The sequence below is a fragment of the Rhodovulum marinum genome (assembly GCF_004343075.1).
In the GTDB taxonomy this organism is placed as follows: Bacteria; Pseudomonadota; Alphaproteobacteria; order Rhodobacterales; family Rhodobacteraceae; genus Rhodovulum; species Rhodovulum marinum.
The window spans coordinates 374,589-389,024 of sequence record NZ_SLXP01000001.1; the positions used below are offsets into that span (position 1 = coordinate 374,589).

Sequence of the window (14,436 nt, forward strand, 5' to 3'; positions counted from 1 at the left end):
TGTGCCAAACCACGCAACAAGAGGTTCCCCCATGCGCCCCTGGCCGCTTGCCCTGCCCCTCGTCCTCGGCCTCGCCCTGCCCGCCCCCGCGCAAGAGGCCGCCGACACCGTCGCCCCCGAACCCGCGACCGAGGCCGCGGCCTTTGCCGGGCTGTCGCCCGAGGCGCGCGCGGCGCTGGACGCCAAGGCCGCCGGAACACCCGTCACCGCAAATGACTGGATGATCGCCGCCGCCAACCCGCTGGCGGTCGAGGCCGGCGCCCGCATCCTGCGCGCGGGCGGCAGCGCGGCGGATGCCATGGTCGCCGTGCAGGCGGTCCTCGGCCTGGTAGAGCCGCAAAGCTCGGGCCTGGGGGGTGGCGCGTTCCTGGTGTGGTATGACGCGGAAACCGGCGCGGTCACAACGCTGGACGGGCGCGAAACCGCGCCGCTGGCCGCCACGCCGCGCCTCTTCCAGGACGAGACCGGCGAGCCGCTGAAATTCTTCGACGCCGTGGTGGGCGGCCGGTCCGTCGGCACGCCGGGCACGCCCATGCTGCTGGAACAGGCGCACCGCCGCTGGGGCCGCACGCCCTGGCCGACCCTCTTCGCCGACGCCACCCGGCTGGCCGAGGACGGGTTCACCGTCTCGCCCCGCCTGGCCGAGCTGGTGGCCGCCGACGCCGACCGCCTGGCGCGTTTCCCCGAAACGGCGGCCTATTTCCTGCCCGGCGGCGCGCCCCTCGCGGCGGGACAGACCCTGAAGAACCCCGCCTATGCCGACACCCTGCGCCAGATCGCGGCCCGGGGCGCCGACGCCTTCTATACCGGCGAGATCGCCGCCGACATCGTGCGCAGCGTGCAGGGCGCGCCGGGCAACCCCGGCGTCCTGTCCGCCCTCGACCTTTCGCTTTACCAGGTCAAGGAACGGCCCGCCGTCTGCGTGGACTACCGCGCGCACGACGTCTGCGGCATGGGACCGCCGTCCTCGGGCGCGCTGACCGTGGGCCAGATCCTCGGGATGCTGGGCCAGTACGACCTTGCCGCGCTTGGCCCGGACAACCCCGAAAGCTGGCGGTTGATCGGCGACGCCTCGCGCCTCGCCTTCGCCGACCGGGGCCGTTACATGGCCGATTCCGATTTCGTGCCGGTGCCGACCGTGGGGCTGGTGGACCCGGCCTACCTTGCCGCCCGCGCCGAACTTCTGGCGGGCGACGACGCCCTGCCCGAGGTCGCCCCGGGCACCCCGAAATGGGACCACGCGCGGGTTTGGGCCGATGACCGATCCATCGAGTTCCCCTCCACCTCGCATATTTCCATCGTCGATGCGGACGGCAACGCGCTGTCGATGACCACCACCATCGAGAATGGCTTCGGCTCGCGGCTGTTCGTGCGCGGTTTCCTGCTGAACAACGAACTGACCGATTTTTCCTTCCGCAGCCACGCGGACGGCATCCCCATCGCCAACCGGGTCGAACCGGGCAAACGCCCCCGCTCGTCCATGGCGCCGACCATCGTGCTCAAGGACGGCGCGCCCGCACTGGTGGTCGGCAGCCCCGGCGGCAGCCGCATCATCGGCTATGTCGCCAAGACCATCGTCGCCCATCTGGATTGGGGCCTGAACGTGCAACAGGCCGTCGCCCTGCCCCACTTGGTGAACCGCTTCGGCACCTATGACATCGAGGCCGGCACCGGGGCCGAGGCGCTGGCCGAGCCGCTCGCCGCGCTGGGCTATGAGGTCAATGCCCGCGACCTGACCTCGGGGCTGCATGCCATCGCGCTGGGCGACGGGCTGTCGGGCGGCGCCGACCCGCGCCGCGAGGGCATCGCGCTGGGCGATTAGGGCCGGCCCCGCGGCGCGGCGGTGTCGCGCAGGTCGGGCCAGGGCGCGGCCTGTGCATCCGTCAAGTCGCGGCCGATGAACCCGGAATGATCCTCCAGCGCCTCTTGCAACTCGTCAAGGTCGGCGCTGTGAAACATCGGGCCGGGCATCACCAGGTCCAGGGGGGAACGAAACGGCATCGGTTTGGTCTCCGTGTTGGGTGGGGTGAATGGTCGGGGTGCCGGGCGGCGTCTGGGGGACATGCCACCGCCCGGCGGGCCGGTCACGCGCGGCGCGCCGGCCGTCGGGCACGGTCGATCGTGCGCAGCGCCCCCTCGCAGGCGAAAATCGCGTCCTTCAGGCGCAGCCGGTCGCGTTTGAGCGCCTTCAGCCGGGCCAGATCGGGCATCGGGCGGCGCTGTTCGCCGGTCACCTGCGCATCCAGCGCCCGGTGACGCGCGCGCAGCGCCTCGATCCGCGCGCCCAGCGCGCCGGGGGCGTCGATTTCGGCCTTTTCGCTCATGGTCTGTGTCCTCCTGGTCCTCGGTTGCGCATCGGCGCGCGGCCCCTGCCGCCGCCATGAGGATCAGGTGGGGGCGCGCCACTCGATATCCCATCCAATCGCGCTAGGTTTTCCGATTGGAAAAACCTATCGAACACACCCCGATGCCGCCCGACCCCACGATCCGCCAGTTGCGCTATTTCGCCATGCTCGCCCAGACCGGCCATTACCGCCGCGCGGCCGAAAGGCTGGGCATCACCCAGCCCTCGCTCAGCCTGCAGATCGCCGGGCTGGAAGAAACGCTTGGGCTGCGGCTGGTCGAACGCGGCCGCGGCGGCGCGGTGTTGACGCCCGCGGGCCGCGAGGTGCTGGAACGTGCCGCGCGCATCCTCGACCAGGTGGCGGCGCTGGGCGACATCGCGGCGCGGCTGCGCACCGGCATGGCGGGCACGATCCGGCTGGGCGCGACCGCCACGCTGGGGCCCTATATCCTGCCCAATGTCGCCCGCCGCCTGCACGACCGCTTTCCCGACCTTCGCCTGTTCATCCACGAAGCCGCGCCGCGTCGCCTGTTCGACGACCTTCTGGCCGGGCGCCACGACCTGATCCTGACGCAACTGCCCGTCGCCTCGGACCGGCTGCGGGTCGAACGGCTGTTCCGCGAGCCGATGAACCTGGTGGTGGCGCGCAGCCATCCCTTTGCCGGGCGCGGGCGCGTCACGGATGCCGACCTTGCCGGGCAGACCGTTCTGACGCTGTCCAGCGCCTTTGCCCTGCACGCCCAGATCGAGGCGCTGTGCCACGAGCTGGGCGCCAACCTGCGGCAGGATTACGAAGGCACCAGCCTCGACGCCCTGCGCCAGATGGCGGCGATGGGGATGGGGCTGGCCTTCCTGCCCGCGCTTTACGTCCGGTCCGAAATCACCGGGCGCGGCGACGATGTCGCGGTGCTGCAGTTCCGGCAGGACCGGTTCACCCGCTCGATCGGGCTGGCCTGGCGCACGGGCTCCGGCGACGAGGCCAGCTATCGGCGCATGGCCGAGCTGGTGCGCGAGGTCGCGGCCGATGATTTCCGCGGCCTGGTGGTGCCCGAACGCTAGGCCGCGCGCTCCGGAAAATACTGAAAATTCTAGGCAACAGGGCGCTTTTCAGTCTGCGGGGCACCCCGTCGGCAGTTCCCGTTAACGCCGTGGTGAGGGGCGCGCGCGCATCCTGCCGCCAGGAACCGACTGGCCAAGGGGACCAAGAATGCGCGCCGACCGCGACGCACGCCATATTCCGTGGGGCACCGCCCCCGCGGCCCGCGACGGGCCGGGCACCACCCGCCGCGCCGCGCCCATCGGCGCGCGCCGTCCGCCGCACGGCAGGTGACCGGGCAGACCCGCGATGGCCACCTACAGCGTCACCACAGCCAACTGGAACGACCCGGCCTTCTGGTCCTCGATCAGCCAGGGCACGGCGGGCCATACGCTCGACTTCTCGGCGCTGCCCGCGTCCTATTCAGTGTTCGTCGACCCGGTCACCGGCACGATCACCCTGTCGGACGGCGCCACGACCTTCGTGGTCGGCGAGGCCGGCTATGGCGGCACCGCCGACGCCACCCTGGGCGGCACCACGCTTCTGTCCTATTTCACCGGGCTGACCGGCGGCGCGGGCAACGACACGCTGTGGGGAACGGCCGGCAACGACACGCTGTCGGGCCGGGCGGGCGACGACATCCTGCGCGGGGGCACCGGGAACGACCGGCTGCTGGGCGGCGACGGCGCCGACACGATCCTGCTCGAAAACAACTTCGACCGCGACACGATATATGGCGGTGAGGGCGGCACCGATTCCGACCTGGTCGACCTGACCTCGGTCACCGGCCCGGTCACGGTCGACTATTACGGCAACGAGCAGGGCATCGTCACCGACGGCCTCGACACCGCCACCTTCTACGAGATCGAGGGTTTCACCCTGACCGGCCAGGCGGATTTCCTGACCGCCGGGGCGGATTCGCTGGGGATTTGGGCCGATCTCGGCGCGGGCGACGATACCGCCTGGACGGGCCTCGGGGCCGACACGATCCATGGCGCGGACGGCGCGGACGAGATCTATGGCGACGCCGGCAATGACAGCATCGAGGGCGGCACCGGCAACGACAACCTGGGCGGCGACGCGGGCGACGACACCGTGCGCGGCGGGGCGGGCGACGACTATGTCGAGGGTGACATCGGCGCCGACCTGCTTTCGGGGGGCACCGGGAACGACTACATCACCGGCGGCGCGGATGCCGATACCATCCAGGTCGAGGACGGGTTCGGCACCGACACGATCCTGGGCGGCGAGACCGCCACCACCGGCAGCGACGACGACGCGATCGACCTGTCGGCCCTGACCGGCCCGGTCAGCGTCACCGCCACCGGGGTCGAGGCCGGCACCGTCACCGACGGCACCGACACCCTGACCTTTACCCAGGTCGAACGGCTGATCCTGACCGATTTCGCCGACACCGTCGTGGGCAATGCCGACACCGTCGGCATCGCGATCGACGCGGGCGCGGGCAACGACCGGATTTCCTCGGACGACGGCGCCGACAGCGTGCTGGGCGGCGACGGCAACGACACGATCACCACCAACGACAACGACGACACGCTGGATGGCGGCGCGGGCAATGACAGCCTGACCGCGGGCTTCGGCGATGACCTGCTGATCGGCGGCGACGGCAACGACTACCTGTCCGACGGTTATGGCGCGGACACCCTTTATGGCGGCGCGGGCGACGACACGCTGTGGGCGGGCCGCAGCGATTTCGACCTGATCTATGGCGATGACGGCGCCGACCTGATCAATGTCGTCTCCCAGATGGGGCAGGACACCATCTATGGCGGCGAGGGCGGCACCGACCTCGACACGCTGGATTTCTATTTCTTCGACTACGTGCCCCAGGCCGTCACCGTCACCTATTCCGGGGACGAGGCCGGCACCTTCACCGACGGCATCGCCACCGCCACCTTTTACGAGATCGAGCACCTGTCGCTGACCGACCAGGCCGACAGCGTGAACGGCAGCCTGTCCTCGGCGGCGATCTCGATCGACGGGCTGGACGGCTATGACACGCTGATCGGCGGGGCGGGCGACGATACCTTCCTGGGCGGGGCGGGGAATGACAGCCTGCTGGGCGGCGCCGGCGCCGACAGCATCGACGGCGGCGCGAACAACGACCGCATCTTCGGCGAGGACGGGGCCGACACGCTGGATGGCGGGATCGGCAGCGACACGATCTACGGCGGCGCCGACAACGACCTGATCTATGGCGGCGGCTATACCGGCAATGCCGACCAGCTGCACGGCGATGACGGCGACGACACGATCTATGGCGGCGACGGGGCGGGCTATGACCTGCTCTACGGCGATGCCGGCGACGACCTGCTGGACGGCCGGCAGGGCAACGACACGATCCAGGGCGGCACCGGCAGCGACACGATCCATGGCGGCGCGGGCGACGACAGCCTGCTGGGCGGCGAAGACGGCGATACCTTCGTCATCGAGGACGGGTTCGGGGCCGACATCATCGCCGGCGGCGAAACCGTGACGACGGGGGTCGATCTCGACGTGATCGACCTGTCGCTTCTGACCGGCGCCGTCACCGTGACCTATGCCGGCGACGCGCTGGGCGCGATCATGGACGGCAGCGACACGCTGACCTTCTCCGAGATCGAGCGGCTGATCCTGACCGGCCTCGACGATGTCGTGGAGGGCGCGGGCGACAGCGTCGGGTTCGAGATCGACGCCGGCGCCGGCGACGACAGCCTGCGCGGCGGGTCGGGCGACGACACGCTGATCGGCGGGGATGGCAACGACACGCTGATCGCCGGGACCAACACCGGCGCGGGCGACTCGCTGTCGGGCGGGGCCGGCGACGACGTGCTGACCGACAGCTACTGGAACGCCACGCTCGACGGCGGCGACGGGGCCGACCTGTTCAATGTCGGCTATGGCGTGGCCACCGTGAGCGGCGGCGAGGGCGGCACGGATTCCGACACGCTGTCCTTCGCGCTGGCCGACGACGCGGTGAACGTCACCGTATCGGGCGACGAACTGGGCAGCTACGGCGACATCGACGGCGACAGCGGCACCTTCTCGGGGATCGAGGTCTTCGAACTGACCAGCGAGAACGACACGCTCAATGCCAGCGGTGACAGTTCGGGCATCGAGGTGCTTGCGGGTGCGGGCAATGACACCGTCACCGGGGGCAGCGGCGCCGACCGGATCGACGGCGAGGCCGGAAACGACTCGCTGTCCGGCGGGGCGGGGGCCGATACCCTCGCGGGCGGGACCGGCGCGGACACCATCCTGGGCGGCGACGATGCCGACCGGATCGTCGTCGAGGACGGCTTCGGCAATGACAGCATCTGGGGCGGCGAGGGCGGCACCGATGCCGACACGCTGGACCTTTCGGCCGTCACCACCGACCTGGATTTCCGCGTCGGCGGCACCGAATGGGGCAATGTCACCGTCGGCACCGACACGCTCAAGTTCTGGGAGATCGAGGATTTCATCCTCGGGCAGGGCGACGACCAGCTGTCCTTCGGCACCAACAGCACCGTGGCGCTCTGGGCCGACGGGCAGGCGGGCAACGACACGCTGCTGGGGTCGAGCTACGACGACACCTTCATCGGCGGCGAGGGCGACGACCGCCTGTACGGCAATGGCGGGGCGGATTCGCTGGTCGGCGATGCCGGGCAGGACTCGGTCTATGCCGGGTCGGGCGACGACACGGTCTATGCCGGCGAGGGTTCGGACCTTGTCGATGGCGGCGACGGCGCGGACTATATCAACACCCGCATGCCGGTCGGCACCGGCCTGCCCGACATCGCCTATCCGGGGTCATACAGCGCCGACACCGACCCCTTGGGCGACCGCGACACGGTCTATGGCGGCATCGGCAACGACACGATCCTGACCGGCGACGACGCCGACCTGGTCTATGGCGGCGACGACAACGACTCGATCGAGGGCGGGTTCGACGCCGACACGCTGTTCGGCGACGAAGGCAACGACACGGTCATCGGCGGCGAGGGCAGCGACCTCGTGGAGGGTGGCGGTGGCGACGATTTCCTGGTCGGCGGCTACCTTCCCACCGATGCCTATTTCTTCGACATGCCCGATGCCGGCGACGCCGTCACCAACAACGACCGCGACACGATCCAGGGCGGCGCCGGCAACGACACGATCTATGGCTATGACGACGCGGATTCGCTGTCGGGCGATGACGGGCAGGACGTGCTGTTCGGCGGGGCCGATGACGACACGCTGACCGGCGGGCTGGGCGACGACGCGCTGACCGGCGGCGAGGGCGACGACCGCTTCGTCTATGTGGCGGGCGACGGCGCCGACACCATCGCCGATTTCAACGCGGGCGCCAGCGGCACCCTCGACGACGGCATCGGCACGAACAACGATTTCATCGACCTGTCGGCCTTTTACGACAACCTGCAACAGCTTTACGCCGACCAGGCCGATGACGGGGTGCTGAACCAGTCGAACACGCTGGATGCCAAGGGCCGCGCGGTCGACTATTCCGACAACGACCAGTTCGCCGGCGGCAGCCTGACCTTTACCGGCGCCACCGCCGACAACAGCTTTTACACCCAGGAAAACACCGCCGTGGTCTGCTTTGCGGCGGGGACGCTGATCCTGACCGAAACCGGCGAGGTGCCGGTCGAAACCCTGCGCCCCGGCGACCGGGTGGTCACCCGCGACGACGGGCCCCGGCCGCTGGTCTGGATCGCCACCCGGCGCATCGGCCCGGCCGAGCTGGCCCGGAACCCCCGGCTGCGCCCGGTGATCCTGTCGCCCGCGCTGACCGGCGGCGCGGCGCCCCTGACCGTCTCGGCCCAGCACGGGCTGGTGCTGGCACGCCGGGGCGGCGACGAGGTTCTGGTGCGCGCCACCCACCTTGCCCGGCTGCGCGGCGGGCAGGCCCGCATCGCCCGGGGCGCCCGGCAGGTCAGCTATTTCCACCTGATGTTCGAACGGCACCAGATCGTCTTTGCCAATGGCGCCCCGGCGGAAAGCTTCTATCCCGGGCCGCAGGCGGTGCGCGCGCTGACCCCGGCGGCGCGCCGCGCGCTGTTGCGCGTGCTGCCGGCCGCGGGCCCGGCCCCCCTCGCCGCGGCCCGCCCGCTGCCCGGCTATGGCCCGACCGCGCGCCCCTTTGCCCGGTTTCGCGAATTGCCCGCCAGCCTGCGCGCGCTGGCGGCGTGGTGACGCGCCGCGCCTAGCGCAGCAAATCGGCCAGCATCCGCGCCTTGGCGGGATAGATCCAGGCCGCATCGAACAGCCTTTCCGCCGCGCGCCGCGCCCCCTGGCCCAGCCGCGCCGCCCGCGCCCGGTCGTCCAGCAGCCGGCCGATCGCATCGGCCAGCGCCGCGGGGTCGCGGTGATCGACCATCTCGGCCGAAACGCCCGGCTCGACCGCCTCGCGCACGGGCGCGCAGTCCGACACCGCCAGGGGCGCGCCCACCGCCATCGCCTCGACCAGCGACCAGGACAGCACGAAGGGCACCGTCAGGTAGACATGCACATCCGTGCCGCGCAGCAGGCTGCGCCAGTCGCCCCGCCCCAGCGGCCCCGGCCAGTGCAGGCGGGTTTCGTCAAGCGCCAGCTCCTCCAGCATCCGCGCCTTCCAGCCCTTCCCGTCCGCGGGCCGCGGGCCATAGGCGACCCGGTCCTCGCCGCCGATCACCGCGTGCAGGTTGGGCCGGCGCGCCTGCAGGATCGCCAGCGCGCGCATGAACTCGGGAAAGCCGCGCGTGGGCTCCATGCCGCGGGTGGCATAGGTGACGATCTCGGCGCCCTCGGGCAGCGCCAGGCCGGGCAAGGCCATGCGCGCGCCGGGGGCGGGCGCGAAGAACCCGGTATCGACCCCGTCATGCATCACCGTGATCCGGTCGCGCATCCAGCCGGGGAACTGGTCGGCCTGGAACCGCGTCGGGCACAGCACCATGTCGGCCTCGGCCAGGTCCATCAGCGTGGGCGCGTTGCGCGCCAGCGCCAGCGCCCGGCGGTCGGGATCGTTGCCGCCCCGCACCGGGCCGATCGCGTCCACCGGCGGGTGGCGGTAATACCATTCGACATAGCTGACATAGCGCGTCTCGGGCCAGACCGCCTTGGCAAAGGTTCCCGCGCCCCAGCCCGAATGCGCCACCACGATATCGGGGGCCAGCCCCGCACCCCGGGCGGCCAGCGCCGCGTTGGCAAAGGCCTGCCCGTTGATCATCGCCGATTCCAGCGGCCGCGCGAAACGGTGCACCCCCTCGGTCGGGGCGCGGTGCGGCGTCATCCGCACCACCCGGCAGCCCGGCGGCGGCGTCACGCCGTCGCGTTCGGTCATGAACCACACGCGCCAGCCCTGCCGCGCCAGGTAGGCGCCAAAGCCCCCGAACTGCGCCGGGAAATTCAGGTGCGAGAACAGGATCTCCATGGCAGAGGCTTACGCCGCCATGGTGAACAAAGCCTTGCCGCGGGCCTGCCTCAGTCGGTCCTGGGCTTGTCCCCGGCGGCCAGGATCTCGGTCGGGGAAATCGGGTCGGTATGGCTGCGCGGCGTGGCCTCGTGCAGCGGCCCCTGCGCCAGCGCGTTCTCCAGCTCGGCGTTCAGCAGCTTGCTGAGGGCAACGTAGTCCTCGTTGCGGTCGATCGGCACGCCCGGTTTCCACACCGTCGCCAGGTCGCGCAGCGCGGCGCGGTCGAACTCGAAAAAGGTCTTCTCGGCATTTTCCGCCTCGAACGGCGTCAGCCCGGTCTTCTCGATGGCGAAGCGACCCGCCCTCAGCGCGCTGTCGAACAGCTCGCGCACCACGTCATTGGCGCCCGCGCGGTACAGCTCGAACACGTGCACCCGGTCGCGGGCGCGCGCGATGATATGCAGGTCGGGCCGGATGCGGCGGGCATAGGCCACCAGTTTCGTGTTCGCCTCGGGATCGCCCAGGCAGGCCACCAACACCTCGGCCGTCTCGATCCCGGCCGAGGCCAGCAATTCGGGCCGCGTCGGATCGCCGTAGGACGCCTTGAACCCCAGCCGGCGCAGCTTTTGCACCGCGGCCAGGTCGTGGTCCATCACCGTGGTCCGGGCGCCGGTCATCGTCACCATCCGGTTCACCGTCAGCCCGAACCGGCCCATCCCCGCGATGATGACCGGGTGACGTTCCTCGATCCGGTCATGTTCGGGCGTCTCGCCATGCACCCGCGACCAGCGCACCAGCAACTGGTGCAGGATGAACAAGGCCGGCGTGATCAGCATCGACAGCGCGATCACCAGGTTCGACATGTTCGCCACGCCCTCGGGCAGGATCCGCTGCGAGGCGGCAAAGGACGACAGCACGAAACCGAATTCGCCCGCCTGCGCCAGACCCAGCGTGAACAGCCAGCGGTTGTCGCGGTCCAGCTTGAAGGCGCGGGCCAGGCCATACAGGACCGCCACCTTGATCATCACCAGGCCCACCACGTAGACCGGCACCAGGATCGGCGCCTCGCGCACGATCGAGAAATCCATCCCCGCGCCCACGGTGATGAAGAACAGCCCCAGCAGCAGGCCCTTGAACGGCTCGATCGAACTTTCCAGCTCGTGCCGGAACTCGGAATTGGCCAGGACCACGCCCGCCAGGAAGGTGCCCAGCGCGGGCGACAGCCCCACCATCAGCATCAGCGACGCGATGCCCGCCACGATCACCAGCGCCATCGCGGTGTTCAGCTCGCGCAGCCGCGCCGCCTGCACATAGCGAAACAGCGGCCGCACCAGGTAGTGCCCGGCCAGAACCGTGCCCGCCACCGCGCCCAGCGTGACCAGCGTCACCCCCCAGGCCGGCAGCCCCGCGATCAGGTTCGCCGCGCCGTGATGGCCCTCCTCGGGCCCGTGCCCGCCGCCGCCCAGCGCCAGGAACGGCATCAGCGCCAGCATCGGGATCACCGCGATGTCCTGCATCAACAGCACCGAGAACGCGCTGCGCCCGCCCGGCGTCGTCATCAGCTTTTTCTCGGTCAGGGTCTGCAGCACGATGGCGGTGGACGACAGCGCGAAGATCATCCCCATCGCCAGCCCCGCGCGCCAGTCCTGCCCGAACGCCATCGCCGCCGCCGTCACCAGCGCCAGCGTGATCAGCACCTGCAGACCGCCCAGCCCCACCAGCTTGTCGCGCATCGCCCACAGGGCGCGGGGTTCCAGTTCCAGCCCGATCAGGAACAGCATCATCACCACGCCGATCTCGGCGACATGGCGCAGGCTGTCCATCTCTGCGCCCACCACGCCCAGCACCGGGCCCAGCACGATCCCGATCAACAGATAGCCCAGCACGGATCCCAGCCCCAGCCGCGAGGCGATGGGAACCGCCAGCACGATGGCGCCAAGATACAGCGTCGCCTGGATCAGAAAGCTTTCCATCGGTCCTTTCGCCGGTCCGGGGTCGGGGGGTCCTGGGCGCGGGTTTGATACGCCGTCACGGCCCGGACTCGCACCGGGGCCGCATCGCGCGCCACCCTAGCGATCTTCGCACCCGCAGCAAGACGGAACAAGCCAACAAATCGAAACGCCGCGGGCTCAGGCCGCGTTCAGCCCGGCGGGGGCCAGCGCCTCGGGGGCGATGCCGCGTTTCTCGGCGCTGGCGCGCACCGCCGCCTGCAACGCGGGGCTGCGGTCCAGCAGCCGGCGGAACCGCGCCTCGTCCAGCACCAGAAGCGTCGAGGGCACGATGGCGCGGATCTCGGCGCGGCGCGGCTTCTGCATCAGGATCGCCATCTGCCCGAACATCTCGCCCCGGCCCAGCCGCCAGGTCTGCCCCGCGCTTTCCAGTTCGACCGCGCCCGAGGCGATGAAACAGACGCTGCGCGGCAGGCTGTCCTTGCGCACCACCCGCTCGCCCGCATCGGCATAGCGGGTCACCAATGCCCGGGTCAGCCGCTTCAGCGCGGCCTCGTCCAGGTCGGCGAAGACCGGGAAACAGCGCACCAGTTCGGCCTTTTCCACCGCGAGGTCCAGCTTGGGCCGTTCCTCGCAGGCCGCCCGGCGGCGCGCGATGTCCTGCATCAGCACCGTGTGCAACTCTGCCCCGATCAGCCCGTCCTCGCGCATCGCGTCGTATTCGCGTTCCTCAAGACGCAGCGCGGTGCGCCGGATGAACCGCCGCTCCAGTTCCTCGGCATAGCCGGGGTATTGCAGCCGCAGCCCCTCCAGCGCGGTCTCGACCGCCTCGCAGCGCCGCGCCAGCAGCTCCTGCAACAGCTCGGCCACCCGGCGGCCATGGATGCGCCGGATGCGCCCGTCGATGAACCCGCCCAGGTCGCGCAGGATCAGCCGCTGCGACAGCAATATCTCGAACCGGTCCGCCGTCATCCGTGCCAAAGGCCGCGACAGGCGCACCCGGTTGTGCAGGAACACCGCCGCGCGGAACGTGCGGCCATAGCCCAGGCTGGCCTTGGCCGCGCGCTGGTACCCCAGCCGCCCGCCCGTGCGCGCGCCCTCGATCAGCCGGTCGACCTCGGACAGGATGGGTTCGGCCAGGCTTGCCGACATGGTGCGATCCTTGATGCGGGCCAGGATCGCGTCGCGTTCGGCGCCGGCCAGCGCGATCAGACCCAGCGCCACGCGGTCGCGGTCCAGGATCTCGGCGTTTTCCTCGGCCGCCTTCACCGCGCCGTCCAGCCGCTCGCCGAACCGTTTCGCCTCGGACCGGACGATGTCATGGGTCAGCTCGTAATTCTCGGTGGTCTTGGCCACGTCCTCGCGCACGGTCTGCAACGCCACCGCGATCACCTGGTTCGACAGCGCCTGGTCGATGGGCGACAGCCGGTCCAGCCCCAGCCGCGCGATCACCCAGCGCAGCGTCGTGCCCTGCACGATCAGCGTGAACAACGTGAACCCGGTCGCCAGGATCCCCACCAGCCGCTTGACCTCGACCGGCACCCGCACGCTTTCGGTCACCGCCAGCGCCAGCGCCAGCGTGACCGCGCCGCGCAGCCCGCCCCACAGGATCGCCACCCGGTAGGGCCGTTCGACCACCGGCGACAGGCGGATCAGCGACAGCATCGGCAACAGCCCGAACAGGATCACCACGCGGGCGGCGATGGCCGCCAGTGTCACCACCGCGATCAGCGCGAAATCCCCGATCCGCACCTCCTCCAGCAGCCGCGGGATCAACAGCGCGGCCAGGATGAAGATCAGGGCGCCGGCCCAATGCGCCAGCAAATCCCAGACCTCTCGCAGGTTGGCCCAGGCCGCCGGCGGCAGCCGCCCCGGCCCCGTCAGGTTCAGCGTCAGCCCCGCCGCCACCACCGCGATCACCCCCGAGGCGCCCACGCTCTGTTCCGCGCCGATATAGGCGAGATAGGGCAAGGCGACCGACACCGAGATCTGCGCCAGCTCATAGCGGCCGAACAGCGCCATCAGCCAGACCGCCAGCCGCGCCGCCAGCCAGCCCGTGACCGCGCCCCCCGCGATCAGCACCGGGAACCGCGCCAGCGCATCGCCCAGCGCCGGGTCGGGCACGCCCAGCATCACGAACCCCATGAACAGCCCGAACAGCGCGATGGCCGCCGCGTCGTTCAACAGGCTTTCGCCCTCGATGATCCGCGCCAGCCGCCGCGGCGCCGAGATCGACCGGAAGATGCCCACCACCGCCGAGGGGTCCGTGGTCGACACGATCGCCCCGATCAGCAGGCAGACGGCCAGCGGCAGCGCGCTGGCCCAGTTCAGCGCATAGCCCACCGACAGCGTCGCCACGACCACCGCCACCACCGCCAGCACCAGGATCGGCACCCAGTCGTCCAGCATCCGCCGCAGGTTCACCCCCAGCGTCACCTGGAACAGCAGCGTCGGCAGGAACACGTAAAGGAACACGTTCGACCGGATCGGCAACGCCAGGATCGCCTCGGCCACCGGGTTCAGCGCGTCGGTCAGTTCCGTGCGCAGGAAGAACAGCGCCCCCGCCCCGATCAGGATGCCCAGCGCCGCCAGGATCACGCTGTAGGGCAGGCGCAGCCGCGCGGCCAGCGGCTCGGCCGCGCCGATCAGCAGGAACAGGAAGGCCACGATGGTGGTCAAGACGACGATATCCATGCCCCAGACATACCGGATCGCGCGGGGGGGGCGCCACCGC

8 protein-coding genes are annotated in these 14,436 nt (G+C 70.6%); 3 read left to right on the forward strand and 5 right to left on the reverse strand.

Annotated elements, in window-relative coordinates:
* Positions 1-31 precede the first annotated feature (31 nt).
* Positions 32-1,822 carry a gamma-glutamyltransferase gene (ggt, locus tag EV662_RS01900; RefSeq protein ID WP_132460428.1) on the forward strand — a complete coding sequence of 597 codons (1,791 nt, stop codon included), beginning with the start codon at positions 32-34 and terminating at the stop codon, positions 1,820-1,822.
* On the opposite strand, the gene EV662_RS01905 is transcribed toward ggt, so the two are convergent.
* Positions 1,819-2,001 (reverse strand): hypothetical protein, encoded by a 183-nt coding sequence (locus EV662_RS01905; RefSeq protein WP_132460429.1) that lies wholly within the window; start codon positions 1,999-2,001, stop codon positions 1,819-1,821. The genes ggt and EV662_RS01905 overlap by 4 nt on opposite strands.
* Positions 2,002-2,084: 83 nt before the next feature.
* Positions 2,085-2,324 (reverse strand): YdcH family protein, encoded by a 240-nt coding sequence (locus EV662_RS01910; protein ID WP_132460430.1) that lies wholly within the window; start codon positions 2,322-2,324, stop codon positions 2,085-2,087.
* A 116-nt stretch (positions 2,325-2,440) separates the two neighbouring features.
* Between EV662_RS01910 and EV662_RS01915 the strand changes: the two genes are divergently transcribed.
* Together EV662_RS01915 and EV662_RS19810 are read left to right on the forward strand one after the other, a co-directional pair.
* Positions 2,441-3,403: a hydrogen peroxide-inducible genes activator gene (locus EV662_RS01915; protein ID WP_243695737.1), complete on the forward strand. Its 963-nt coding sequence runs from the start codon at positions 2,441-2,443 to the stop codon at positions 3,401-3,403.
* Positions 3,404-3,689: 286 nt separating this feature from the next.
* Positions 3,690-8,555, forward strand: coding sequence for a Hint domain-containing protein (locus EV662_RS19810; protein WP_132460431.1), 4,866 nt, complete (start codon positions 3,690-3,692; stop codon positions 8,553-8,555).
* A 10-nt stretch (positions 8,556-8,565) separates the two neighbouring features.
* Here EV662_RS19810 and EV662_RS01925 read toward each other — a convergent pair whose 3' ends face one another.
* The 3 genes from EV662_RS01925 to EV662_RS01935 all read right to left on the reverse strand — a co-directional run bounded on the left by EV662_RS01925 (position 8,566) and on the right by EV662_RS01935 (position 14,396).
* Positions 8,566-9,771: a glycosyltransferase gene (locus EV662_RS01925; protein WP_132460432.1), complete on the reverse strand. Its 1,206-nt coding sequence runs from the start codon at positions 9,769-9,771 to the stop codon at positions 8,566-8,568.
* Between the two features lie 50 nt (positions 9,772-9,821).
* Positions 9,822-11,726 carry a monovalent cation:proton antiporter-2 (CPA2) family protein gene (locus EV662_RS01930; RefSeq protein ID WP_132460433.1) on the reverse strand — a complete coding sequence of 635 codons (1,905 nt, stop codon included), beginning with the start codon at positions 11,724-11,726 and terminating at the stop codon, positions 9,822-9,824.
* Between the two features lie 156 nt (positions 11,727-11,882).
* Positions 11,883-14,396, reverse strand: coding sequence for a cation:proton antiporter (locus tag EV662_RS01935; RefSeq protein ID WP_132460434.1), 2,514 nt, complete (start codon positions 14,394-14,396; stop codon positions 11,883-11,885).
* Positions 14,397-14,436: the final 40 nt, after the last annotated feature.